This window comes from Streptomyces sp. NPDC005963 (assembly GCF_040638655.1).
Classification (GTDB): domain Bacteria; phylum Actinomycetota; class Actinomycetes; order Streptomycetales; family Streptomycetaceae; genus Streptomyces.
On record NZ_JBEXVD010000011.1, the window covers coordinates 42760 to 66071 of the forward strand.

Genomic DNA, 23312 nt, shown 5'->3' on the forward strand with positions numbered 1-23312 from the left:
AATGGGAACTAGCCCCATAGCCGCTCGGCCAGCGACGGCCCGAACCGCTCGACCAACCAGCGGCGGAGTGTGGCGCGCATCCACTCGTCGCCCGCCTTGTACTCGTTCTCGATGGTCTTCCGGCTGGTTCCCGCGGCGTGGCGGGAGAGGATCAGATCCCGATGGGCCTCGAAAATCTCGCGTCGCGCGTTCAGCTCGGCCCTGGTGCGTCTCTTCCTTTGAGGCGGCATCGATCCCCTTCAAGGGCCGTTGGTGTGTCGGGTGGAGTCTTGGGAGGGTGGCCCCGATCGTCCGGTTGGGGGAGCAGTAGACGACCGGGGCCGGGGCAGCGACCCTCAACGCTGCCCCCGGGGCCGCTCCATGCGATTTCCCGCAGCACGGGGGTGCTGCCGCACAGAACGGGGTCTGTGGGTGGTCCGCCCGGCTGTCGCTGTCCATGGACCAGTCGGGCGGACCGGTTTGCCGCCCCGCATGATGAACCCGCGAATCGAAGTGGCCGGGTATTCAGGGGGCGGACATCTTCAATGCTGGTAGCGGACCAGCATCAGCAGCAGGGCAAGAGTCACCAGCAACCCACCGAGGAAGAACAGGGCAACCGCGTACGGCCGGAGCCATTTCATGTGGTCACGCCCTGGACGTTCTGCGGATCGACATCGGCAGGTTCGTTCCACTGCCCGGTGTCGCTGCTGCCCCGCGTGTAGTTGCGGTGACCGTTCGTGCGGAAGTGGCATTCGGCCCATGCTTGGGCGTCTTCCGGAGTGAGCCCCTGCCGTGCGTTCTCCAGTTCAGCGCCGCACGGAGGTTCACCGGACACACACGCAATGGCGACTTGCACTTCTTCGGATTCCCTCTGCCGCACTGTCCACAGGAGCTGTCGGAACCAACAGATCACCCCCATGCCGCACCCCCCTTGCGGCTCCGCGCGTTCACCTCGGAGAGAGCGGGTCGGAGTCGGTCGGCATTGGTCGCCGGACGAACGTCCCCGGGGTCGGCGGTCCATTCGACTCCACCCCCGAGCGGACGGAGCGAATAACGGCCATCCCTAGGATCGACACCGGTGTCCATGACCACCCCGAGATCACCTGTCCGGGTGTCCACAGCGATGTCACCGACCGCGAGAGTGTCACTCATGTCGCCCCCGTGAGCCGGTGCGGGTGCCCCCGCATCGAAGCAGTCGTCGTCACGTACCCGTTCCCTTCACTGTCGGTTTGGGTGGGTGACCAGCTGAGCACAACTTGCATGAGATCAGCCGCACTTGCAGCGCCTCTTGCAAGTAAGCCATCTACATCCGATACGAGCAGACGAAGAATCTATGAGGTCGAGAGCATGACCAACGATCCGCCCGCAGAGGCCTTGCATCCCTATGAGTCATTTGGGATGGACGTAAGGCAAGTGAGACTTGCTAGGAAGATGACCCAGAAGGGTTTAGGGCTGGCCACGGGCTACTCAGAGGGGCATGTCTCCAAGGTCGAGGCGGGCAAGGTGACACCCAGCGTGAAGTTCGCGCTGGGCTGTGACCGCGCGTTCGGGACAGGCGATCTCTTCGCGCGCCAACTGAGTCGGGCCCTTGAGGGCGACTATCCGAGTTGGTTCCTTCCGTATCTAGAACTCGAACGGGAGGCTTCACGGATCTTCGACTACTCCACCACGCTCATCATGGGGATGGTCCAGACAGAGGAGTACGCACGTGCGGTCTTCCGGACAGGCATCCCCCGTGATGGGGACTCTGAGATTGAGAGCAAGGTCGCAGCCCGCTTGGCACGCCGTGAGGTGCTGGAGCGCGACTTTCCGCCGTCCCTGTGGCTCGTACTGAATGAATCCTGTCTGAGGACCATGGTCGGTAGCGCCGAAGTCATGGCCCAGCAGCTCAACTACCTCTGCGAGCAGGCAGATTTGCCAAGTGTCACGATCCAAGTCCTTCCCTTCAAGGAAGGACCGTCAGCGCATCATCTGCCGTTCACACTGTTGGCATTCAGGAATGGTCCGATGCTCCTGCATACCGAGTCGCCTCAAGGCGGGCGGCCGTATGACGACGCTGAGACGGTGGCGACAGCAAGCGATAGATACGATCGGATTCGGGCCGACGCATTGTCGCCCGCAGAATCGGTGGCCCGCCTTCAGCAACTCGCCAAGGAGTACACCAATGATCAGCCTGACAGGTTGGATCAAGTCCAGCTACAGCGGGAACGACGGGGGGCAGTGCATCGAGGTCGCCCCCGCGTACGCACCTTCCGGAGTCGTCCCCGTTCGGGACAGCAAGCGCCCGAGCGGACCCGTTCTGATGGTCTCCACTGACGCGTTCGCCGGTCTGGTCGCCCTCGCGCGGTCCAGCGACGTCTAGTCACCCGCACAAGGCCCGAGCCCCGCCGTTTCCCATTTCCCGGAACGGTGGGGCTCGTTCGTGCCATCAGACACTCAGGACTCAGGCACTCAGGCCGATCGGCTATTCGGCTTCGGCCGATGCTTCCGCCGCCTTCTCCTCCGCCTCCATGATGGCCTTGTTGAACGTCGTGTTCACCGCCAGGACGCCTCCGTCCACCCTCAGGACCGTGCCCGTGATCCAAGAGGCGTCGCTCGACGCCAGGAAGGCCACGGCCGAGGCGACGTCATCCGGTTCGCCCACCCTGCCCAGCGGATAGATGTCGGCGAGCGCCGCGATGACCTCCTCGCGGCCGTCCCAGTTCCGGGTGCGGATCGTGCCCGGGTTGATCTGGTTGACGCGTACGCCGAGAGGGCCGGCCTCCCCCGCCAGGGTGCGGGTCAGCGAGGTCAGGCCCGCCTTCGCCGCGCTGTAGGAATGGCCGCCGAAGGACTGCTCGGCGTTGACCGAACCGATGTTGACGATCGCTCCCCGACCGGACTTCGCGAGCACCGGCAGGGCGGCCCGGGCGAAGCGGAACGCGCCTCCCAGGGTGACGTCCAGGTCGCGGCGCCAGTCGTCGTCGGAGAGTTGGGCGAGTGCGAGTTCAGGGGTGGCCGCGAAAGCGTTGTTGACCACGACGTCGAGGGTGCCGAAGCGCTCGACGGCGTACGCCACGGCGGCGTCCACCTGCTCGCGGTCACTCACATCGCACCGAAGGGACTCCGCACCGGGGATGTGGGCCGCGGCCTGCTCGGCCGCCTCTTCGTCCACGTCGGCGATCAGCACGCGTGCGCCTTCCGACGCCAGCCGCCGTACGATCGCCTCGCCGATGCCCCGGGCGCCGCCCGTGACCAGTACGCCATACCCCTCGAAACGTTTCAGCGCAGTGTTCATAGGGTTGAACGTACCGCTCTGACCAGCGCTTGGGCACGGGGATCCGCGGTAACTCCCTTGCGTAGTCCGTTGGTCACATAGCCCAGGGCGATGCCCGATGCGGGATCGGCGAACCCCAGCGATCCACCGCGGCCGGGGTGACCGAACGAGCCGGGGCCGAGGAGGGGGGCGGCGGCGCCGTGGAGCATGAAGCCCAAACCGAGGCGGGTGGGGACGATCAAGACCCGGTCCGGGCCCACCGACTCCTCGGTACGGGCCAGGGTCAGGGTCGCCGGGGCGAACAGACGGCGTCCGCCGTCGACTTCGCCGATGGTCGCGGCGTAGAAGCGGGCCAGGGCGCGGGCGGTGGAAATGCCGCTGGACGCGGGGAGTTCGGCGGCCCGGTAGTCGGGGGCGTTCTCGTCGGGGAAGGGGTGGATCGCTCCGAAGGCCCGCCGGGTCAGCGAATCCGGATCACGGTACGCCTCGGTCACCGAACGCTTGGGGCGCAGGCTCAACCCACCGCTCACGGCGGCGGGCGGCTCCGCGATCGGGCCGATCCGGCCGACGCGATGGGCCTCATCGGCGGGGAGCCCGATCCAAAAGTCCAGGCCGAGCGGGCGCGCGATCTCTTCGGCGACCCAACGGCCGATGGTGCGCCCGGTGACCCTGCGCACGAGTTCGGCGACCAACCAACTGTAGGTCTGCGGGTGGTAGCCGTGATCGGTGCCGGGCTCCCACTGGGGGCGCTGGGCGGCCATCGCAGCCGGACCGCTCACCCCGTCGATCGCCTCGGCCGGGGTCAGCGGGCGGTCGATGGCGGCCAGCCCTGCGCGGTGTGACAACAGATGGCGTACGAGCACCCGTTCCTTGCCGGCGTCCTTGAACTCCGGCCAGTAGGTGCCCACGGGCGCATCCAGATCGATCTGACCGCGCTGGTGCAGCAGGAGGACGACCGCGGCTGCCACGCCCTTGGTCGCCGAGCGGACGACCTGCGCGGTGTCCACGGCCCATGGATCGTCGCCGTCCACATCGCGCGTCCCCGCCCACAGGTCGACGACCTTGTGGCCGTCCCGATAGACGGCGACGGCCGCCCCGCGTTCGCCGCGCTGCTCGAAGTTGCGCCGAAACGCCTCCTCGACCGGCTCGAAGCCTGCCGCCACCGTGCCCCGGACGTCCACTGTGCCCACTCTCCCGCGTCTATTGCTCTCCCCCATGGTGCAACGGCCGCGCACGGGCGATGCTTCCGGGCTGGTCGAGACCACCCCGAAGGGGTTCGTCCCCTGGTGCGATGAAGGCCGAATGCGGGGGTTCCGGACGGTGCCCGGGTGGCACGCCGGGCCGACGCGCCAGGTGACGGTTTCGACGCGACGGGCGGAGGGCGTCAGGCCCCGGTGTCCGGCCCCGCAGGACGAAACCCCTGGCCAGGGCTGTCGACTAGCCCGCTGTCCTCCGCCGTATGACGAGATCCCATCTGTTGCGGGGCGGTCTGCCCCCCTGATCCGGCCTGGTGAAGGGGGACCAGGTGTTCCATGGTGCCGGTGACGGTCAGCATCCGGTCCAGCGCCTGGGTGCGCTGGTCCAGGTGCAGGGTGACCCGAGCGGCGGTGGTGCGGCGGTGGAGCATCAGCAGCATGGCCAGTCCCATGGAGTCGATGCCCTCCAGGCCGCCGCAGTTCAGGTGCAGGGCCCGTAGTCCGGGAGTATCGGCGAGGTGCTTCGTGGCGGTGGCCAGGAAGTCCTCGGACGTCTCGTAGTCCAGGTACCCGTGCATCTCCAGGTGCACGGTGCCCTCGTCGGTGCCGGGGGCGGCGGTCAGGCGAAGGTTCATGGGTTCAAGCCCGGGATCTGGCGTCATGCGGTTTTCCTGGAGTCGGAGGCGATCACCGGTCCTGCCCCGGGGAGGCGGTCGGCGGCCTGGTTGAGCATGGAGGTGGCCCGGGGGAAGTCCTTGAGTTGTTCACTCAGGATGTCCAGGGCGGGTGCGAGGGAGTGAGCGGGAACACTGCGGGCGGTGAGGATGCCCGCCGTCCAGCTGAGGAAGTCGATGAAGAGTTCCGGGTCGTCGGTGTAGAGGGCGGTCGTCAGGAAATCGACGATGTGCGCGACATCCTCGGCGGTGCGGGCCCGCTGTGAGGCGGTGTAGTTGCGCACTGCGGGCAGGCGTTCCGCCATGGCGCCCATCACCGTCCGCACCAGTCGTGTCCGGGTGCGGGCGACCATCGTGTATTCCTGATCGATCAGGTGCGGCAGGTCGTCGATGGGTTGGTGCGCCGGCGCGGGGGGCGGCGGCAGACGCTCGTCGAGCGTGTCCGCGGCGGCTCTGGCGTCCGGTGCCCAGGCATCGGCGCCGAGCAGCCGGGCGTACTGACCGTGCCGGCCGAAGGCAGCGCCGCCGACCAGTACAGGTGTGCCGGTGGCCTGAACGGCGGTGATCGCCGCATGTGCGGTCGGCAGGCGGGTGGCGATCGAACTGGAGAGGGCCACCAGGGCCGGACCGGTCTGGTGAATGTGGGAGATCAGGTGATCCGTGGGGACTTGGGCCCCGAGGTAGTCGACCGTCCAGCCGCGCAGCTTGAGCACTTCGGCCAGGATCCGAGCGGGAAGGCCGTGCCATTCCCCGTCCACACAGGCCACCATGACCCGGCCCCGACTGGTCGCGGGGCCCGCGGCGTACTCATGGGAGAGTGCGGCGATGGCACGGTCGTTGATGGCGGTGGCCGCGTGTTCCTGCGCGACCGTGAGGCGATTGGCCGCCCATTCCTCGCCGATCCTGCGCTGGACGGGGGCGATCAGGTCCAGGAGGACGCTCTGCGGCGGTGCGCCGTCCTTGAGCGCGCCGAGGACCGTGCTGGAGGCGGCCCGCTCATCGCCGGTGGAGACTGCTTCCCACAGCCGGTCTCTCCAGTGCTCCTGCGGGATGGTGTCGGTGGTCATGCAGTGAATCTGCCCCGGGTATGACCTCCCACCGCACTGAGATGGTGGGAGCGGGGGGCAGCGATGACCACGACGGCCATGTCGTCGTGGGGTCCGGATCCCAACCACTGGCCGGCGAGCATCTGCACGTGTTCCACGATCGCCTCGGCCGGCATCCCCGCGCACTGCGCCAGGGCTTCCTTCAAACGGTCCTCACCGAACAACTCATCACCCATGGGGCCGCCCCTGGCTTCGGTGATGCCATCCGTGAACAGCACACAGAACTCGCCCGGAGCAAGCAACTCCAGCGTGGTGGTCGCACGGGCCGTGGGCAGGACCCCCACGAGGGTGCCGCGGGATGCGCCCTCCTCGACGGTTCCGTCGTGTCGCACGATCAGCGCTGGAGGATGTCCGGCGCTGGTCACCCGCAGCCGTACGCAACCGGCTTCGCGCACCGCCGAGGCCATGACGAGGGTGGCGAAGCGGGTGTGGTGGGAGTTGATGAGCGCGCCGTTGAGCAGGTCGATCATCTTCTGGTGGTCGCCGGCCATCGGCAGGAGCGCATGGAGCGTGTTGCGGATCTTCCCGGTCAGGACGGCGGCTTCGAGGCCCTTGCCGCAGACGTCACCGAGCACCGCGAAGGACGCCTCGCCCTCGGTGGCCGCGGGATGGACGTCGTAGAAGTCCCCGCCGATCCGCTCGTGGTCCTTCGATGGACGGTAACCGCCGGCGAACTCCACACCCGAGATCTGGTGCAGGGCCGGCGGGAGCAGATCCCGCATGAGGGTCTGGGAGAGGGAGGACTGTTCGGCGTACAGACGGGCCGCGGACATCGCGGCGCCGGCGCGGGTGGCGAAGAGACGGGCGAAGACCTCCTCAGCCTCGCTGAACGCGGCCTCCCCACCGCGCCTCAGCAGGATCAGGGCTCCGGCGGGCACACCGTGCCCGGGCAGAGGCGTGACGACGATCGAACCGACCGTGCCGAGACCCTCGGGGATCAGCCACTCGGGGGCGGAGGCCGGGTCGATCCATCGGGAGGGCACCGGAGGGAAACCCTGGAGCGCCTCCCCCAGACCGGGAACCTCCTCCGGGTCCACTTCCCAAGTCGAACGCCGCGGAGAGCCACCGTGGTCGCACATCACGACCGGCAGCCGGTGGCCCCTGCGGGGTGCGACGACCAGCGCGGCGTCCGCGAGGTGCTCGGCCGCGAGTTGCGCGGTCACGTCCATGCACCGGTCCAGGTTCAACGACGAGAGCAGGGTGTTGGAAGCCTCCGCGAGAAAGGCGGTCCGCTCGCGCTCCATCTGGAGGGCCTCACGGGCGATTCGGTGGTCGGTGTCGTCCACGAGCCACCACACGACGCCCCCGTCGTCCCGCACGGTGGGGTGGGCTTCGAAACTCCGCTCCGCCACTGCTCCCCGCACCAAGGAGTCGTCGCCCCTGTGGTGCATCACCCGTGCGTGGCCGTCAGACAGCCAGGCCGGCACGCTCGCGGTCAGGGCAGCACCCGGACGTATGCCGGGAAAGAGCCCGATGGCCTGCGAGTTGGCGTGGCGGACCGTACCGCCCGCGTCCACGATCAGAACCGGGTACGGCACGGACGTCCATGCCAAGTGCGCAGGAGCGCTCGCGCTCCCGACATGTGCCTGCTGTGCGGAACTCACAACCACGAAGGCCCGCTGTGCGAACCCCTCACCTCATCTGGTCGATGGTATTTGCCGTTCGGCAACCATCCTCCATCGGCGTCCGCCGTCGCAACCCACCCCCCTGCCCCGGCCTCCGTACCCCTACGGGCGCGGCCCGCTCAGGGGAGGAGGCGCGCACCGGGAGCGGGCTCGGGCCCGCCGAGGGATCAGAGGTTGTCGCCCCAGCCGCCCTGGACCATGGTTTGGAAGGCCCAGCCGCCGTCCCGCCTGAGCAGGATGTCGGCGTAGCGCAGCTGCTGGGTGTGCCCTTCGACGGTCATGGTGGAGTCACTGAAGACGATGGCCATGGCAGCGGAGAGGAAGACCGGCGTCCGTACGGAGTCGAACGTGATGTCCTCACTGCTGCCGCCGCCCATCACCTGAGTCATCGTCTCGACGAACTGTGCGCGATCCCACTGGGCCGAGCGGCCGTTCCCCGCGGAGTCGTCGCTCACGAGATTGAGCGGGAAGACCGCCATGTCGGCCATCCGGTCGACCTTCCGCTGCGCGCTGAGGGTGTCGTAGTCGGCGAACCAGGCGTCCAGACTCTCCCGGTCCTCAGCGGTGGGCTGGTATCCGGTGTCGGGCAGGACGGGCATATGGACTCCCTCACTACGGGCGATCCCGTATTAGTCAAGTTTGATTACGCTACTGAGAGTACTCCCGAGGAAGTCGGTAGTCAAGCTTGAATAGTCAGTCGCCCCGGGACGCCGCGAACCTCGGGTCGAAGCCGAACGGCAACTCCAACCGGTGCTCCCGCATCAACGCGTCATTCGCGAGCAGTTCCCCCGTCGGCCCGTCCGCCGCGATGACCCCCTCGCTCAGGACCACCGAGCGCGGGCAGAGCTCCAGTGCGTACGGCAGGTCGTGGGTCACCATCAGCACGGTGACGGCCAGGGACCGCAGGACGTCCGCGAGCTCCCGCCGGGACGCCGGATCGAGATTGGACGAGGGCTCGTCGAGCACCAGGATCTCGGGCTCCATCGCCAACACGGTGGCGACCGCGACCCGGCGCCGCTGCCCGTACGAGAGGTGGTGCGGCGGGCGGTCCATGTACTCGGCCATCCCCACCTGCTCCAGCGCCCCCCTCACCCGCTCCTCCAACGCCGCACCCCGCAGCCCACCGGCGGCGGGCCCGAAGGCGACGTCCTCACGGACCGTGGGCATGAAGAGTTGGTCGTCCGGGTCCTGGAAGACGATCCCGACGCGGCGGCGGATCTCCGCCAGATGCTCCCGTGCGACCGGCAGACCGGCGACGGACACCGTCCCGACCCCACCGCCGAGGATGCCGTTCAGATGGAGTACGAGTGTGGTCTTGCCCGCGCCGTTGGGGCCGAGCACGGCCACCCGCTCACCCCGGGCCACGGTCAGATCGACGCCGAACAGGGCCTGATGTCCGTCCGGATAGGCGTAGGCGAGACCGCGCACATCGAGGGAGGGCGGAGGGGAGGCGGTCATAGGGTCCATCCCATCAGGCAGACGGCGAGTGCGGCGAGGGGCAGGGCCGCCGCGTGCGCCCATTGGGTCCGGGAGGCCCGTACCTCGTCGATCACCGGCATCACCCCCGTGTATCCGCGGCTGACCATGGCCAGATGGACCCGCTCGCCGCGCTCGTAGGAGCGGATGAAGAGGGCGCCTGCCGACTTGGCGAGCACGCCCCACTGATGTACGCCCCGGGCCTCGAAGCCCCTGGAGCGGCGGGCGATCGACATCCGCCGCATCTCGTCCGCGATCACATCTCCGTAGCGGATCATGAAGGAGGCGATCTGGACGAGCAGGGGCGGCAGCTTCAGGCGTTGGAGGCCCAGCAACAGGGCCCGGAGTTCGGTGGTGGAGGCGAGGATCACCGAGGTGGCGACGCCCAGGGTCCCCTTGGCGAGGATGTTCCAGGCGCCCCACAGCCCGGGCTCGCTCAGCGAGAGCCCGAGGACGGTCGTGCGTTCGCCGGGCACCACGAACGGCATCAGCAGGGCGAAGGCCGCGAAGGGGATCTCGATCAGCAGCCGGCTGAGGAGGAAGCCGGGCGGGATGCGGGCCACGGCGGCGACCGCGGCCAGCAGGGCGGCATAGCAGGCGAAGGCCCACACCGCCTCCCGCGGGGTGCAGACCACCACGAGGACGAAGCAGAACGCGGCGACCAGTTTGCAGTGCGGGGGCAGGGCGTGCACCGGGGAGTGGCCGGGGCGGTAGAGCTTGTGGCTGTGTCCGGCGCCCATCGCTCACTCCCGCGGGGCGTCCGACGGCGGTTGGGACGCCGACGGTGGTGAGGGTGCCCGTCCCGCCTGGTCGTCCTGTCGGGTACGGCGACGGCGAGCGGTCACATAGAAGACGCCACTGCCCACGACGACGGTGGCGCCCACACCGATGACCCCGGCCAGCCCACCGGAGATCCGGGCATTGGTGATGTCCTCGATGCCGTAGTCGGCCAACGGCGAGCCGGCGGCTGCGTGCTCCTCGACCTTCTCGTCGATGCCCTTGTCGGCGGCGACCTTCTCCAGGCCGTCGGGGTGGGCGGAGGCGTAGAAGGAGCCGAATCCCGCGAGAACGAGAGCGGCGGCCAGGCCGACCAGCCACACCGTGCGCGGCGAACGGGAGGGGCCGGGCGGTTCGGCGGCGGGCGCGTCGATCAGTTCGCCGCCGACCCGGAGCTTCAGCGGACGCCGCAGCCCGCGGGCTCCGTACACCAGGTCCGGGCGGACCGCGAGGACCGCCCCCACGGTCAACATGGTGATCAGGGCTTCGCCGATGCCGATCAGCACATGGACGCCGACCATGGCGACCAGCACCTTGCCGATCGGTACGTCGGTGGTCCCGCCGAGCCAGTACAGCAGGGTGAAGGCCGCGGCCGACGCCGGTACGGAGACGAGCGCGGCGAGGAAACCGGCCGCGGCGATGGATCTGCGACCACCCGGCAGAACGGCCAGCAGCCCGCGGAACAGCGCATAGGCCACCACCGCCGTCACTACGCCCATGATCGTGATGTTGACGCCGAGCGCGGTGAGACCGCCGTCGGCGAAGAGGACGCCCTGCATCAGCAGGACCACGGCTATGCAGAGCACCCCGGTGTACGGGCCCACCAGGATCGCGGCGAGCGCACCGCCGAGGAGATGGCCGCTGGTGCCTGCGGCCACGGGAAAGTTCAACATCTGTACGGCGAAGATGAACGCGGCCACCAGACCGGCGAGGGGTGCGGTGCGCTCGGCACCGACGAGGCCGCCCGCATGGGCGGGGCCCGCCAGTTCTCGACGGGCCCCACGGAGGCTGACGGCGACCGCTCCGGCCGCCACCGCCCCCGCTGCGATCGACACGGGAGCATTGATGAATCCGTCGGGCACATGCATGGCTGGCTCCGCATCGGACAGACGAGAAGGGCTGCCCGTCGATAGTGGGCCTACTGCACATGGCTTGCAAGAGCGCATGTATGACGAAAAGGGTGCAGGCCCGCTGCCAGGTCGAGCATTGGGCTGAAATATGCAACATTGGTTAATAAAGACGATGAATGCGAGGAGCGTCCCATGTCCGCCGCCTCAGTCGAAGATCACGCGTGGGCCCGAATCGTCACCGACGCTCCTCAGCACCGCCCCGTACGCGTCGCGTTGTGTTACGAACCGGCCGACGATCCCGGCGCTGTGCGGTTCTCCTTCGCCAGCGGACGGGACTGGACCTTTCCGAGGGAAGTGCTGGAGACCGGCCTGCGCTCGCCCGTGCGCGAGGGCGATGTGGAGGTCTGGCCGTGCGGCCGGGCCCAAGCGGTGGTGGAGTTCCACACCGCGGACGGGGTGGACGTCCTCCAGTTCGACACCAGGGCGCTCACCCGCTTCCTGACCCACACCTACGCGGCCGTCCCCACCACGACCAGCTGACCCCGCGAACGCCAGTGGCCGCACCCCCGCCGGAAGGCGAGCGGCGCGGCCACGGTCACCGCACCCCGAAGGGGCGCGGTGACGGACGTCAGACGCGGGACAGTTCGCGGTCCTCGTCGCCGCCCGAGGAGTCCTGCAACAACTGCTGGAGCTTCTCGCCCTCGACATCGACGTTGGGCAGGCCCCGGTCCAGCCAGCGCGGCAGCCACCACGCCTTGTGACCGAGCAGGGCGAGCACCGCGGGCACGATCGCCATCCGGACCACGAACGCGTCGAAGAACACCGCGATCGCCAGACCGAAGCCGATCATCATGACCATCTGCTCACCGGAGCCGATGAAGCCCGCGAACACCGCGATCATGATCACCGCGGCTGCGGTGACCACCCGGGCGCCGTGCTTGAAGCCGGTGACGATGGCCTCGCCCGGCCGCTCCCCGTGGACGTACGCCTCGCGCATCCGCGTGACCAGGAAGACCTCGTAGTCCATCGCCAGGCCGAAGACCACACCCACCATGAAGATCGGCATCATCGACATGATCGGGCCGGGCTGCTCCACGCCGAAGATGTCGGCGAGCCAACCCCACTGGAAGACCGCGACGACTGCGCCGAGCGCGGCGACGACGGAGAGCAGGAAGCCGAGCGCCGCCTTCAGCGGTACCAGGATCGACCGGAAGACCAACACCAGCAGCAGGAACGCGAGTCCCACGACCAGCGCGAGGTAGGGCATCAGGGCGTCGTTCATCCGCTGCGAGAAGTCGATGTTCATCGCGGTGGCCCCGGTGACGAGCACCTCCGCTCCCGTGTCGGACTTCAGCGCACTGCGCGCATCGCGGATGTCGTGGACCAGGTCCTCGGTCTTCACCGACGACGGCCGGTCCTTGGGGATGACGGTGACGATCGCCGTGTCACCGGTCTTGTTGAGCGGGCCCGGGGCCACCGCCGCCACACCGGGCAGCTTTTCCACGGTGTCGCTGACCTTGTCGACCGCGCTCTGCGGGTTCTCGCTGCCCTTGGCGTTGACCACCAGCATCAGCGGACCGTTGAAGCCGGGGCCGAAGCCCTCGGACAGCATGTCGTAGGCCCGGCGCGGGCTGGACTCGGTGGACTGGGAACCCTCGTCGGGCAGGCCGACCTTCAGCGAGCCCACGGGGATCGCGATGACACCGAGACCCACCACACCGGCGAGCAGCACGGCGACCGGGCGGCGCAGTACGAAGCGCGCCCAGCGGACGCCGCCGTTCTGCTTCTCGGCGACCTCGCCCTCGGCAGCGGTGCCGCCATTCTTGGCGTTCTTGCGGACCTTGCGTCCCATCACCTTGTCGCCCGCGAAGCCCAGCAGTGCCGGGATCAGGGTGATGGCGATGACGACGGCGATCACGACCGTGCCGGCGGCGGCGAAGCCCATCTTGCTGAGCATCGGGATGTTGACGACGGCCAGGCCGACCAGGGCGATCACCACGGTCAGACCGGCGAAGACGACGGCCGAGCCCGCGGTGCCCACCGCACGTCCGGCGGCTTCCTCGCGTTCGCGGCCCTCGGCCAGTTCGGCACGGTAGCGGGAGACGATGAACAGGGCGTAGTCGATGCCGACCGCGAGGCCGATCATCATCGCCAGGGTGGAGGTGGTGGAGCCGAGGTCGAGCGTCTTGGCGAGCGCGGTGATCGTCGAGATGCCGATGCCGACCCCGATGAGGGCGGTGATCAACGGCAGGCCGGCGGCGATCAGGGAGCCGAAGGTGATGACCAGGACCACCGCGGCCACCGCAATGCCGATCATCTCCGCGGAACCGGTCTCCGGCTCCGCCATGGAGGCGTCACCGCCGATCTCCACGGTCAGCCCCGCGTCCCGGGCGCCTTCGCCGGTCTTCTCCAGCGCGTCACGGGTCTCGTCCGTCAACTCCATCGAGTTGACCTTGTAGCTGACCGAGATGTACGCGATCGAGCCGTCCTCGGAGACCGCGTCGGCGGTGTACGGGTCGGTGACGGACGCGACCTGCGGCGAACCGGACTTCAGCGCGGCGACCGCTTCATTGACCTCGGTCTTGTGCTCTGCGTCGGTCATCTTCTGGCCCGCGGGGGCCTTGAACACGACACGGCCCGTTGCACCGTCCGCACTCCCACCGGGGAAGCGCTCTTCCAGGAGGTCGAAGGCCTTCTGGGCCTCCGTGCCGGGCATCGAGAAGGAGGCTTCGGTCGGCTTGGCCGCGGCGGACGCACCGACTCCGGCGAGTACGAGGAGGGCGACCCACAGCAGGACGGCTATGCGACGGCGCCGGAAGGCGAGCCGTCCGAGTTTGTAGAGGAACGTGGCCACGAGGGCTTACTCCCATTGGTGTAGAGACGACAAAGGGCATGGGGAGCCGGCCCGACGACGAGAGCGGCGCACGTCAGGTGCTGCGGTGATACCGAGCGGAGGGTGGGGACCCCGGGGAAGTCGTGGGGGGGGCGGGGCCGGTGTCCTGGGGAAGGGCACCGGGCTCGTTCAGGAGCGAGTCATGAACGACGCCCGTGGGACGGAACACACGGTGAAGGCCGACAGGACTCACCGAAGCGGCGGCGCTGACACCGTTGGCAGAGCAGCCGAGGGGTTGGGGTCGACACGGACGGGTGGGGGAGAGCGAACCCTGTGGGGCAGGGGTCGCCGAGGTCCGGTCGAACGGAATGCGGAGGTGCGGGGCTGGGTCGTGTCCTGTTGTGTCCCGCGCCCGTGCACCGGGCGGGGTCGAGGACGGGGGCCGGGAGCGAGGCCCCCGGTCCGGTGGCACGCCTTCTCGGTGGGGTGCACCGAGTGGCGTGGCCGGGGTGGGAACGGAGCAGGGTCGACATCATCAGACCCCCAGCGCCGGCAGGACCACGGCATCGATGTACTGCCTGGTGTACGCCTTGTCGGGATGCTGGTCATCGATGATCAGGCAGGAGAACAACGCCCCCACCAACATATGTGCGACGAACTTGACCGCCGGATTGGCGGCGCTGACCTCACCGCGCTCGATGGCCCTGCGCACGATGGCGTCGAGCTCGCGCTTCTCGGGTTCGATGAGTTGCTCGCGCAGCGCCTCCTGGAGGTCCGGATTGTCGTGGACGGCCTGGATCAGCCCGCGCAGCAGCGCCGAGTCCCGCTCCAGCTTGGAGTCGTCCGTGCGCGCGAGGATCTCGTAGAAGTCACCGCGCAGGGAGCCGGTGTCGATCTCGTCGAGCCCGGGCGGCTTGGTCTGGTGGAGGGCCCGGGCCACCAGTTCCGGCTTGCTGTGCCACTGCCGGTAGAGGGTGGCCTTGCTCGATCGGGTCCGGGCGGCGATGGCGTCCATCGTCAGTGCGTCGTAGCCCACCTCGGCGAGCAGATCGAGCACTGCCTCGTACAGCTCTGCCTCGCGCTCGGCGGTCAACCGGGTGCGCATCGCCATGGTGGACCTCCCCCCAAATGCCGAACGAAACGGTTTCGTACACCTCCAAGTTAACCCACCCTTCCCCGCGAAACGAAATCGTTTCGCTTGTGTTCTGGGTCACCGAACGATCCCGGCCGGACCGGCGAACTCATTCAGCCAGCGGCCAGCACGAGAGGGTGCGACACCTCCCCTCCGCGGAGAAGGTCACCTCCCGGCACAGGGCGCGGCAACGGCACCGGGCAGGTGCACTCCGGCCCCACGAGTTGCCGCATCCCGAGCCCCCGGAAAGGATGGGGGAAGTGAGCGACGACGTGGCATACCTCCGCTTCCCGCACCTCCACGACGACCTGCTGTGCTTCGCATCCGAAGACGATCTGTGGGTCGCGCCCCTCGTGCCGGAGGGCCACCGGCCCGGCCGCGCCTGGCGGATCACCGTGGACCGGACCCGGATCGGGCACCCCCGCTTCTCCCCCGACGGTCGTCACATCGCGTACACCAGCTGGCGCAGTCTGGATCCGGAGGTCCATCTCGCACCGGTCGACGGTGGCCCGGCCCGCCGGCTGAGCCACTGGGGCTCGGCCGACACCCGGGTCTGCGGCTGGTCGCCGCCGGATGCCGAGGGCCAGAGCCAGATCCTCGCGGTCTCCTCGCACGGGCAACCGTTCTCGTACTTCTCCTGGGCCTACTGCGTACCCACCGACGGGGCTCCGGGGGCGAAACTGCCGTGGGGGCCGGTGTCGGACATCGCGGTCACCGGCACCAACGGCGACAGGCGCACCCTGTTGCTGACGGGCAAGCCCCCGCACGAACCCGCCTCCTGGAAGCGCTACCGCGGCGGGGCGACGGGCCGGCTGTGGCTGCACGGCGAGCGGCTGTTGTCCGAACTCGAAGGCCATCTCGACTGCCCGATGTTCGTCTCGGGTCGGATCGCCTTCCTGTCCGATCACGAGGGGATCGGCAATCTGTACTCCTGCCTTCCCGACGGCAGCGATCTTCGGCGGCACACCGACCACGACGCGTTCTACGCCCGCCATGCGTCCAGCGACGGCCACCGCGTGGTCTACCAGTGCGCGGGCGAGTTGTGGATCGCCGACGACCTGCTGTCCCCAGAGGCCGTACCGCGCCGGCTGACGGTCGAACTGGGCGGCACCCGCGCCGGCCGACGCCCGTACCAGGTGCCGGCCGCCAACCACGTGGACGCGGTCTCGGTGGACACCACGGGCCGGGCCAGCGCCATCTCCGTACGCGGCAGTCTGTACTGGCTGACCCACCGTGACGGTCCGGCCCGCACGATCGCCGACACCCCGGGCGTACGGGTGCGACTGCCGGTGATGCTCGGCACGGGCGGACAGGTCGCGTACGTCACCGACGCGACCGGCGAGGACGCGATCGAGGTCGCCTATCTGCCCCGGGCCAGCGGGGACCGGCTGCCGCGGCGGTTGGCACCCGGAGCGCTGGGGCGGGTGCTGGAGTTGGTCTCGGACCCGGAGGGGGAGCGGCTGGCGATCGCCTCGCACGACGGCCGGCTGCTGCTCATCGACGCGGGCGAGGACACCAGCGGCGATACGGCACAGGCGACGGGCACGGTCACCGAACTGATCCGGTCGCTCAACGGGCCCGTACGCGACCTCGCCTTCTCCCCCGACGGTTCCTGGCTCGCCTGGGCGCAGCCGGGCATCGGCCGTTCCCTGCGACAGATCAAACTGGCCCGGATCAAGGACCGTACGATCGTCGACGTCACCAACGGCCGCTTCGAGGACGAGAATCCCGTCTTCACCAGCGACGGCCGCTATCTGGCCTTCCTGTCCTGGCGCGGTTTCGACCCGGTGTACGACGTCCACACCGGGGACCTCTCCTTTCCACTCGGCTGCCGCCCCTATCTCGTACCGCTGTCGTCGGCGACGCCGTCGCCGTTCGCGCTCTCCCCTGACGGACGGCCCGCAGCCGGCGGTCTGGACCCGCTGGACGACGTGCCGTCGGCGTCCGACGAGCCGGCGGGTGCGGTGACCGTCGAGATCGAGGGGTTGGAGAGCCGGGTCACCCCGTTCCCCGTGTCCGCGTCCAAGTACTCGGAGCTCCATCCCGTCAGCGGCGGCGGTCTCGTCTGGCTGCGCTGGCCCATCTCGGGCGCCCTCGGGGAGACGTTCGCCAATCCCGCGGACACCTCGGGCCGGCCGACGCTGGAGCACTTCGACATCTCCAAGGCGCGTCGGATCGAACTGGTCGACCACCTGGACTGGTTCGCGGTGAGCGGGGACGGCAGCCGACTGGTCGTGGTGGACGAGGACGAACTGCGCGCGGTCCCCGCCACCGAGGCGGGTGACGGCGACTCCACCGTCTATCTGGACCTCCGTCGCATCCTGCACGAGGTGGATCCGGCATCGGAGTGGCGGCAGGCGTACGAGGAGGCGGGGCGGCTGATCCGGGCCTACTTCTGGGAACCCGGCATGGGAGGCGTCGACTGGGACGCGGTCCTCGCCCAGTACCGGCCGCTGGTGGAGCGGGTCGCCGCACCGGACGAGTTCGCCGACCTGCTCCGGGAGGTGCTCGGCGAACTCGGCACCTCCCATGCCTATGTCGCCCCCGCCCGCCGCAACGAGGGACCCCCGCACTACCAGCGGCCGATGGGGCTGCTGGGCGCCAACCTGGTCTGTCGGGACGGGCAGTGGGTGGTGCAGCGCATCCTGCCGGGCGAGTCCTCCGACTCGAAGGCGCGCTCACCGCTGGCGGGGACCGGCATCCGGGAGGGCGCGGTCATCACCCATGTGGACGGACGCCCGGTGGACGCGGTCTCCGGCCCCTTCCCCATGCTGGCCGCCGCGGGCGGAACGACGGTGGAGCTGACGTTCAGGTCCGCCGAGGGCGGCTCGCGCCGGGTGGCCGTGGTGCCGCTCATCGACGAACGGCCACTGCGCTACCAGGACTGGGTGGCGAAGCGGCGCGAAGTGGTCCGGGAGTTGAGCGACGGGCGGTGCGGCTACCTCCACATCCCCGACATGGGCGGCTCGGGCTGGGCCCAGTTCAACCGGGACCTACGGCTGGAAGTGGCCCGCCCCGCGCTGATCGTCGACGTACGGGGGAACGCCGGCGGCCACATCAGCGAGTTGGTGGTGGAGAAGCTGACGCGGAAGATCCTCGGCTGGGACCTCACCCGGGACGCCCAACCCGTCTCGTACGCCTCCCACGCACCCAGGGGCCCGGTGGTGGCACTGGCGGACGAGGCGACCTCGTCGGACGGAGACATGATCACCGCGGCCTTCAAACTGCTCGGGCTGGGGCCGGTGGTGGGATGCCGGACCTGGGGCGGGGTGGTGGGGATCACGGGACGCCACCAGTTGGGCGATGGCTCGGTGATCACGGTCCCGATGAACGCGGCCTGGTTCGAGCAGTACGGCTGGGGGATCGAGAACCACGGTGTGGCACCTGACCTGGAAGCGCTGCGCACTCCTCTGGACTGGGCGGAGGGGCGGCACGCGGGACTGGACGACGCGGTGCGGCTGGCCCTGGAGATGCTCGCGGACCAACCTGCGGCCACCCCTCCCGGATACGACCATGTGCCGGACCGCAGCCGGCCGAAGCTGCCGCCGAGGCCGCCGAGACCGCCGAGATCAGTCCGTTCGGGCGGTTGAGACCGGGCGGCCCCTGTTACGGGCGCCCCGGCACGCACCGCCCCCGCCCATATCGGGTTCCCGGCCGCCCGTTCCGGGTGCCGTGACGCCTTCGCTCCCCCCGCAGCCCTTCGCCGTACGGCACCGACCCGCACCTGTTGGCGAACTCCCTCGCCACGGCGTCGCGAAGGCGCACCCGCCCGTGTGGGGGCGGGTGCGCCTCGAAGCGCTACTGGTCAGCAGCCGGTTCAGGCAGCCGGGTTGGGGCGCCGGTTGGGCGGCTCCTGACGGGCCGGGTTCTGCCGAGCCGGGTCCTGACGGGCCGGGTCCTGGTCACGGCGCTCCCGGCCGTCACGGCCGCGCTCCGGAGACTCGTCCCTCTCCCTGCCCGCAGCCTGCTTCGCGTGCTGCCCGAGCTCCTGCGCCTTGTCCTGGAACTGGTCCTTGATGCCCATGTGAGTCACTCCTGAAAGGGGTGCGGAAAGAGCGGGACATTGATGTCCCCGGGGCCGGGAGTGGCCCCGGCTCAGACTCTTCCACGACCGGACATAGCTCGCATTTCGATCAACTACGCTCCGTGCGCAACGCCTCGTCCGCCGCCCCTCCCGCACCCACGAGCCCCTTGCCCACACCGGCCAACCGCGGCTCAAAGCGCCGGACCTCGCGCTGCCCCACCAGCCCGATCAGCGACGGCAGACCTCCGCGCACCGACTGCATCCCGCGCAACCACCACTGCCCGTACACGTGCGAGGAGCGCCGCTCGATCCCGGCCACGATCCGGTCCACGGTCGGCCCCGGTGGATGGGTGCGGTTGGCGGGCCAGGGCAGCCGCCCGCGCAGTTCCCGCATCACCTCGTCCCGGTCCGCGCCGCGAACCATGTCGGTGTCGGTCCAGGACAGGTACGCCACCCCCACCCGTACGCCCCGATGGGCGACTTCGGACCGCAGGCTGTGCGCGAACGCCTCGACGCCCGACTTGGATGCGCAGTAGGCCGTCATCAGGGGCGCCGGTGTGATGGCGGCCAGGGAGGCGATCTGGAGGAAGTAGCCGCGGCTCGCCACGAGCAGGGGCAGGAACGCCCGTCCGGTCACGGCGCTGCCGATGAGATTGACCTCGATCACCCGCCGCCAGGCGTCGGGATCGCTGTCCACGAACGGCCCGCCCGCGGCCACACCCGCATTGGCGACGACCACGTCGACCTTGCCGAACCGCTCCTTGACCTCACGGGCGACGCGATCCATCGCATGGTGATCCGTCACATCGACCTCCCACCAGTCGCTTTCACCGTGGAGCCGGTCCGACACGCCCTTGAGTCCGTCCGGCTCCAGGCCCAGGAGCGCCACCTTGGCCCCGCGCGCCGACAGTTTGCGGGCCAGGAGCTCCCCCACCCCACGGGCGGCACCGGTGACAACGGCCACCTGTCCCTCCAGCTCCATCCGGGGCCTCATGCGACCTCCTCCTGCGCCGCCGGCTCGGCCGGCCCGTCGGGCGGAGGAGCGATGACCCGCTTGCGGACGATCTCGTACTCCCCCAGGTCCACTTCACGGGTCTCCCGGCGGAACTCGCCGGTCGTCCCGGGCCAGAGCGTGGTGTTGCGACCGTTGGCATCGAGGTACCAACTGTCGCAGCCGCCCGTGCTCCAGACGGTCCGCTGCATCCGCTCCTGGACCCGACCGTTCCAGGCGCAGACCGCGGAGGGCTTGGGGTCCAGCGCGACCCGCCCCCCGAGGACGGTGAGTTGACGCAGGTAGTCGATCAGATAGTTCAACTGGGACTCGATCATGAGGATCATCGAGGAGTTGCCGAGTCCGGTGTTGGGCCCGATGAGAGTCATCCAGTTGGGGAACCCGGCGGCGGTCGCCCCGCGCAGCGACTGCACCCCCGCCTTCCAGGACTCGGCGAGGGTGACATCGTCCGCGCCAATCACCCGATCGGCGATCGGCATGTCCGTGACCCGGAAGCCGGTGCCGAAGACGATCACATCGGCTTCGGTCTCGGTGCCGTCGGCGGCGATCAGCTTCGAACCGCGCACCTCGGCCAGCCCGGACGCCACCACCTGCGCATTCGGTCGGGTCAGGGCCGGGTAGTAGTCGCTCGACAGCACCACCCGCTTGCACCCGATGCGGTACGAGGGGGTCAGCTTCGCCCGCAGCACCGGGTCCTTGACCGTGCGGGCCAGGTGCTTCCTCGCCACGGATTCGACCAGCGCCAACCGCCCTGGGTGCTTGGTGAAGGCGGAGACCTGCAACTCCCGTACGCCCCAGAGCAGCCCCCGGCGCACGGTGGCCGTCAGCGGAACCTGTCGGTGCAACCAGCGTTCGGGGGAGCTGATGTCGCGGTCCACCTTCGGCAGGACCCAGGCGGGAGTGCGTTGGAAGAGGGTGAGCGTCTCGACCTGCGGTTGGATGGCGGGCACGATCTGCGCCGCGGAGGCTCCGGTCCCCACCATCGCCACCCGTTTGCCGCGCAGATCGACCCCGTGGTCCCAGCGGGCCGAGTGGAAGACGGCGCCGGGGAAGTCGGCGAGACCGGGGATGTCGGGCGACTTCGGGTCGGAGAGGGGGCCGGTCGCGGAGACGACGACGTCGGCGGTGTACGTGCCCTGGCTGGTGTCGATCGTCCACCGCAGTTCCTCGCGGTCCCAGGTCATCGTGCGCACCTCATGGCCCAGACGCAGATGCGGACGGAGGCCGAAGGTGTCGGTCACCCGCTCCAGATAGGCGCGGATGTGTCGCTGGCCGGAGAAGGTGCGGGGCCAGTCGGGGTTGGGGGCGAAGGAGAAGGAGTAGAGGTGGGAGGGCACGTCACAGCAGCACCCGGGGTAGTCGTTGTCGCGCCAGGTGCCGCCGACCGATTCGGCGCGCTCCAGCACGACGAAGTCGGTGATCCCTTCGCGACGCAGCCGGACGGCGGCACCGAGACCGGCGAAACCGGACCCGACGATCGCGACCCGTACGTGCTGTTGCTGTTCGTGCTTCTTACGGCCCATGCCGCCTCCCACTGAACGCCACAACTGGACACCGCCGATACTGCCAGTAATCACTGGCACGATTGGAGCGTAGGGCAGCCTGCCTACCGAGCGGTAGGGGTAGGGCAGGAGGAGTTGCCGGCCGCACAGCCTAGGCTTCCCCCGTGGCAGAAGCACGCGAGTACCGCATGGAGGAACTGGCCGAAAAGGCCGGTATCACGGTGCGCACCCTGCGCTTCTACCGAGAGCGCGGCCTCCTGCCCCCACCCCGCCGCGCAGGACGAATCGCCTGGTACGGGGACCAGCACCTGGCCCGGCTGCGCACCATCACGGCACTCCTTGAGCGGGGCCACACCCTGAACGGGATCGCCGATCTGGCCAAGGCGTTCGAGAGCGGCCGGGACGTCGGTACGGTGCTCGGGCTGACCGAACCGACCGAAGAGACCCCCGTACGGCTGACGCCGGAGGAGTTGGCCGACCACTTCGAGGGGGAGGTCACCCCGGAGAACCTGGCGAACGCACTGTCCCTCGGCTATCTCACCGTGGACGGCGGCGAACTCGTCCACATCAGCCGTCGACTGCTGGACGTCTCCGCGGCCCTCGTGCGCCGTGGAGTGCCGCTGTCGGTGGTCCTGGACGCCGGACAGCGCGTACGGGCCCACGCCGACGCCCTCGCCGAACTCTTCCTGGAGATCGTCGCGGAGCATCCGGTCACGGGCGGTGCGGAAGCACTGCGCCCACTGGCGAAGAGCGTGGTGGACGCCGAACTGTCGATGGCGCTGGACCGCAGGCTAAGCCCGGACGGAGTCCCGCCCGGGCCCGCACCCGCCGACGAGAACGATCAGCCCAGGTCGTAGACGACGGTCACCGGAGCGTGGTCCGACCAGCGCTCCGGATGGGTCTCGGCCCGCTCCACGAACGCCTTGACCGCCAGGGCGGCCAACCGCTCGGTCGCCACCTGGAGGTCGATGCGCCAGCCGGAGTCGTTGTCGAAGGCCCTCCCCCGGTAGGACCACCAGGTGTAGGGGCCCTCCTGGTCGGGGTGGAGCGCCCGGACCACATCCACGTACGCGCCCTCGGCATAGACCTGCGACAGCCACTCCCGCTCCTCGGGGAGGAAGCCGGAGTTCTTCCGGTTGGAGCGCCAGTTCTTGAGGTCGGCCTCACGATGGGCGATGTTCCAGTCACCGCAGACGACGACCTCGCGCCCGTCCTGCGCGGCCCGGGCCCTGAGCTCGTGGAGGTACGGCAGGAACTCGCCCAGGAACCGCATCTTCTCGTCCTGGCGCTCCGTGCCCACCTCGCCGGAGGGCAGATAGAGACTGGCGACGGTCACGCCCGGCAGATCTGCCTCGACGTACCGCCCGCTGCCGTCGAACTCCTGCGACCCGAACCCGACCCGCACCTCATCCGGCTCGCGCCGCGTGTACAGCGAGACGCCCGCACGCCCCTTCGCGCCCGCGGGTGCGTGAGCGGTGTGCCAGCCGTCCGGTTGCCGCACGCCCTCCGGGAGCTGCTCGGGCTCAGCCCGCACCTCCTGGAGGCAGATCACATCGGCCTCGGTGGCCGCCAGCCAGGGCACGAAACCCTTCTTCGCTGCGGCCCTGAGGCCATTCACGTTCACGGACGTCACGGTGAGCACACCGGGCT

General features: G+C 69.4%; 22 protein-coding genes and 1 pseudogene. 5 read left to right on the forward strand and 18 right to left on the reverse strand.

The genetic code is table 11. The features are described 5' to 3' along the window. Positions 1 to 8: 8 nt before the first annotated feature. The 3 genes from ABZ348_RS17175 to ABZ348_RS17185 all read right to left on the reverse strand — a co-directional run bounded on the left by ABZ348_RS17175 (position 9) and on the right by ABZ348_RS17185 (position 1131). On the reverse strand, positions 9 to 230 hold the full coding sequence (locus ABZ348_RS17175; protein WP_358933782.1) for a hypothetical protein: 222 nt from the start codon (positions 228 to 230) through the stop codon (positions 9 to 11). 386 nt (positions 231 to 616) lie between these two features. Then, the gene (locus ABZ348_RS17180) at positions 617 to 814 is read right to left on the reverse strand and encodes a hypothetical protein (RefSeq protein ID WP_358933784.1); all 198 of its coding nucleotides are present in this window, start codon (positions 812 to 814) and stop codon (positions 617 to 619) included. 74 nt (positions 815 to 888) lie between these two features. Then, positions 889 to 1131: a hypothetical protein gene (locus ABZ348_RS17185; RefSeq protein WP_358933786.1), complete on the reverse strand. Its 243-nt coding sequence runs from the start codon at positions 1129 to 1131 to the stop codon at positions 889 to 891. 246 nt (positions 1132 to 1377) lie between these two features. On the opposite strand from ABZ348_RS17185, the pseudogene ABZ348_RS17190 reads away from it, so the two are divergent. Beyond that, a pseudogene (locus tag ABZ348_RS17190) lies at positions 1378 to 2109 on the forward strand (helix-turn-helix transcriptional regulator); the annotation flags it as partial. A gap of 34 nt (positions 2110 to 2143) precedes the next feature. Continuing rightward, positions 2144 to 2341, forward strand: a complete 198-nt coding sequence (locus tag ABZ348_RS17195; RefSeq protein ID WP_358933787.1) for a DUF397 domain-containing protein — start codon at positions 2144 to 2146, stop codon at positions 2339 to 2341. Positions 2342 to 2443: 102 nt separating this feature from the next. Here ABZ348_RS17195 and ABZ348_RS17200 read toward each other — a convergent pair whose 3' ends face one another. The 9 genes from ABZ348_RS17200 to ABZ348_RS17240 all read right to left on the reverse strand — a co-directional run bounded on the left by ABZ348_RS17200 (position 2444) and on the right by ABZ348_RS17240 (position 11177). Continuing rightward, the gene (locus ABZ348_RS17200; RefSeq protein WP_358933789.1) at positions 2444 to 3256 is read right to left on the reverse strand and encodes an SDR family NAD(P)-dependent oxidoreductase; all 813 of its coding nucleotides are present in this window, start codon (positions 3254 to 3256) and stop codon (positions 2444 to 2446) included. Beyond that, positions 3253 to 4416 carry a serine hydrolase domain-containing protein gene (locus tag ABZ348_RS17205; protein ID WP_358934017.1) on the reverse strand — a complete coding sequence of 388 codons (1164 nt, stop codon included), beginning with the start codon at positions 4414 to 4416 and terminating at the stop codon, positions 3253 to 3255. The genes ABZ348_RS17200 and ABZ348_RS17205 overlap by 4 nt, the downstream gene beginning before the upstream one ends. Positions 4417 to 4619: 203 nt before the next feature. After that, positions 4620 to 5066 carry an STAS domain-containing protein gene (locus tag ABZ348_RS17210; protein ID WP_358933791.1) on the reverse strand — a complete coding sequence of 149 codons (447 nt, stop codon included), beginning with the start codon at positions 5064 to 5066 and terminating at the stop codon, positions 4620 to 4622. 23 nt (positions 5067 to 5089) lie between these two features. Continuing rightward, positions 5090 to 6172 carry a cobalamin-dependent protein gene (locus ABZ348_RS17215; RefSeq protein ID WP_358933793.1) on the reverse strand — a complete coding sequence of 361 codons (1083 nt, stop codon included), beginning with the start codon at positions 6170 to 6172 and terminating at the stop codon, positions 5090 to 5092. Beyond that, positions 6169 to 7749 carry a GAF domain-containing SpoIIE family protein phosphatase gene (locus tag ABZ348_RS17220; protein ID WP_358933795.1) on the reverse strand — a complete coding sequence of 527 codons (1581 nt, stop codon included), beginning with the start codon at positions 7747 to 7749 and terminating at the stop codon, positions 6169 to 6171. Before ABZ348_RS17220 ends, ABZ348_RS17215 begins: the two co-directional genes overlap by 4 nt. A 254-nt stretch (positions 7750 to 8003) precedes the next feature. Then, on the reverse strand, positions 8004 to 8435 hold the full coding sequence (locus ABZ348_RS17225; protein WP_358933797.1) for a nuclear transport factor 2 family protein: 432 nt from the start codon (positions 8433 to 8435) through the stop codon (positions 8004 to 8006). Positions 8436 to 8529: 94 nt separating this feature from the next. Next, complete coding sequence (locus ABZ348_RS17230) at positions 8530 to 9294, reverse strand: ABC transporter ATP-binding protein (protein WP_358933799.1); 765 nt, start codon at positions 9292 to 9294, stop codon at positions 8530 to 8532. Continuing rightward, the gene (gene cbiQ, locus ABZ348_RS17235) at positions 9291 to 10052 is read right to left on the reverse strand and encodes a cobalt ECF transporter T component CbiQ (protein WP_358933801.1); all 762 of its coding nucleotides are present in this window, start codon (positions 10050 to 10052) and stop codon (positions 9291 to 9293) included. Before cbiQ ends, ABZ348_RS17230 begins: the two co-directional genes overlap by 4 nt. A gap of 3 nt (positions 10053 to 10055) precedes the next feature. Beyond that, positions 10056 to 11177, reverse strand: coding sequence for an energy-coupling factor ABC transporter permease (locus ABZ348_RS17240; RefSeq protein ID WP_358933803.1), 1122 nt, complete (start codon positions 11175 to 11177; stop codon positions 10056 to 10058). 174 nt (positions 11178 to 11351) lie between these two features. On the opposite strand from ABZ348_RS17240, the gene ABZ348_RS17245 reads away from it, so the two are divergent. Beyond that, the gene (locus tag ABZ348_RS17245) at positions 11352 to 11699 is read left to right on the forward strand and encodes an SsgA family sporulation/cell division regulator (RefSeq protein ID WP_358933804.1); all 348 of its coding nucleotides are present in this window, start codon (positions 11352 to 11354) and stop codon (positions 11697 to 11699) included. 88 nt (positions 11700 to 11787) lie between these two features. On the opposite strand, the gene ABZ348_RS17250 is transcribed toward ABZ348_RS17245, so the two are convergent. Both ABZ348_RS17250 and ABZ348_RS17255 read right to left on the reverse strand, forming a co-directional pair. Continuing rightward, on the reverse strand, positions 11788 to 14013 hold the full coding sequence (locus ABZ348_RS17250; protein WP_358933806.1) for an MMPL family transporter: 2226 nt from the start codon (positions 14011 to 14013) through the stop codon (positions 11788 to 11790). A 514-nt stretch (positions 14014 to 14527) separates the two neighbouring features. Further along, positions 14528 to 15103 (reverse strand): TetR/AcrR family transcriptional regulator, encoded by a 576-nt coding sequence (locus ABZ348_RS17255; protein WP_358933808.1) that lies wholly within the window; start codon positions 15101 to 15103, stop codon positions 14528 to 14530. A 281-nt stretch (positions 15104 to 15384) separates the two neighbouring features. Between ABZ348_RS17255 and ABZ348_RS17260 the strand changes: the two genes are divergently transcribed. Next, the gene (locus ABZ348_RS17260) at positions 15385 to 18714 is read left to right on the forward strand and encodes a S41 family peptidase (RefSeq protein WP_358933810.1); all 3330 of its coding nucleotides are present in this window, start codon (positions 15385 to 15387) and stop codon (positions 18712 to 18714) included. 227 nt (positions 18715 to 18941) lie between these two features. Here ABZ348_RS17260 and ABZ348_RS17265 read toward each other — a convergent pair whose 3' ends face one another. The 3 genes from ABZ348_RS17265 to ABZ348_RS17275 all read right to left on the reverse strand — a co-directional run bounded on the left by ABZ348_RS17265 (position 18942) and on the right by ABZ348_RS17275 (position 21683). Then, positions 18942 to 19148 carry a hypothetical protein gene (locus tag ABZ348_RS17265; RefSeq protein ID WP_358933812.1) on the reverse strand — a complete coding sequence of 69 codons (207 nt, stop codon included), beginning with the start codon at positions 19146 to 19148 and terminating at the stop codon, positions 18942 to 18944. Positions 19149 to 19257: 109 nt separating this feature from the next. Then, positions 19258 to 20142: an SDR family oxidoreductase gene (locus ABZ348_RS17270; RefSeq protein WP_358933814.1), complete on the reverse strand. Its 885-nt coding sequence runs from the start codon at positions 20140 to 20142 to the stop codon at positions 19258 to 19260. Beyond that, positions 20139 to 21683 (reverse strand): NAD(P)/FAD-dependent oxidoreductase, encoded by a 1545-nt coding sequence (locus ABZ348_RS17275; protein WP_358934019.1) that lies wholly within the window; start codon positions 21681 to 21683, stop codon positions 20139 to 20141. Before ABZ348_RS17275 ends, ABZ348_RS17270 begins: the two co-directional genes overlap by 4 nt. Before the next feature lie 167 nt (positions 21684 to 21850). Here ABZ348_RS17275 and ABZ348_RS17280 point away from each other — a divergent pair, with 167 nt between their 5' ends. Further along, positions 21851 to 22519 (forward strand): MerR family transcriptional regulator, encoded by a 669-nt coding sequence (locus ABZ348_RS17280; RefSeq protein WP_358934021.1) that lies wholly within the window; start codon positions 21851 to 21853, stop codon positions 22517 to 22519. On the opposite strand, the gene ABZ348_RS17285 is transcribed toward ABZ348_RS17280, so the two are convergent. Next, positions 22504 to 23295, reverse strand: coding sequence for an exodeoxyribonuclease III (locus tag ABZ348_RS17285; protein WP_358934023.1), 792 nt, complete (start codon positions 23293 to 23295; stop codon positions 22504 to 22506). The genes ABZ348_RS17280 and ABZ348_RS17285 overlap by 16 nt on opposite strands. Positions 23296 to 23312: the final 17 nt, after the last annotated feature.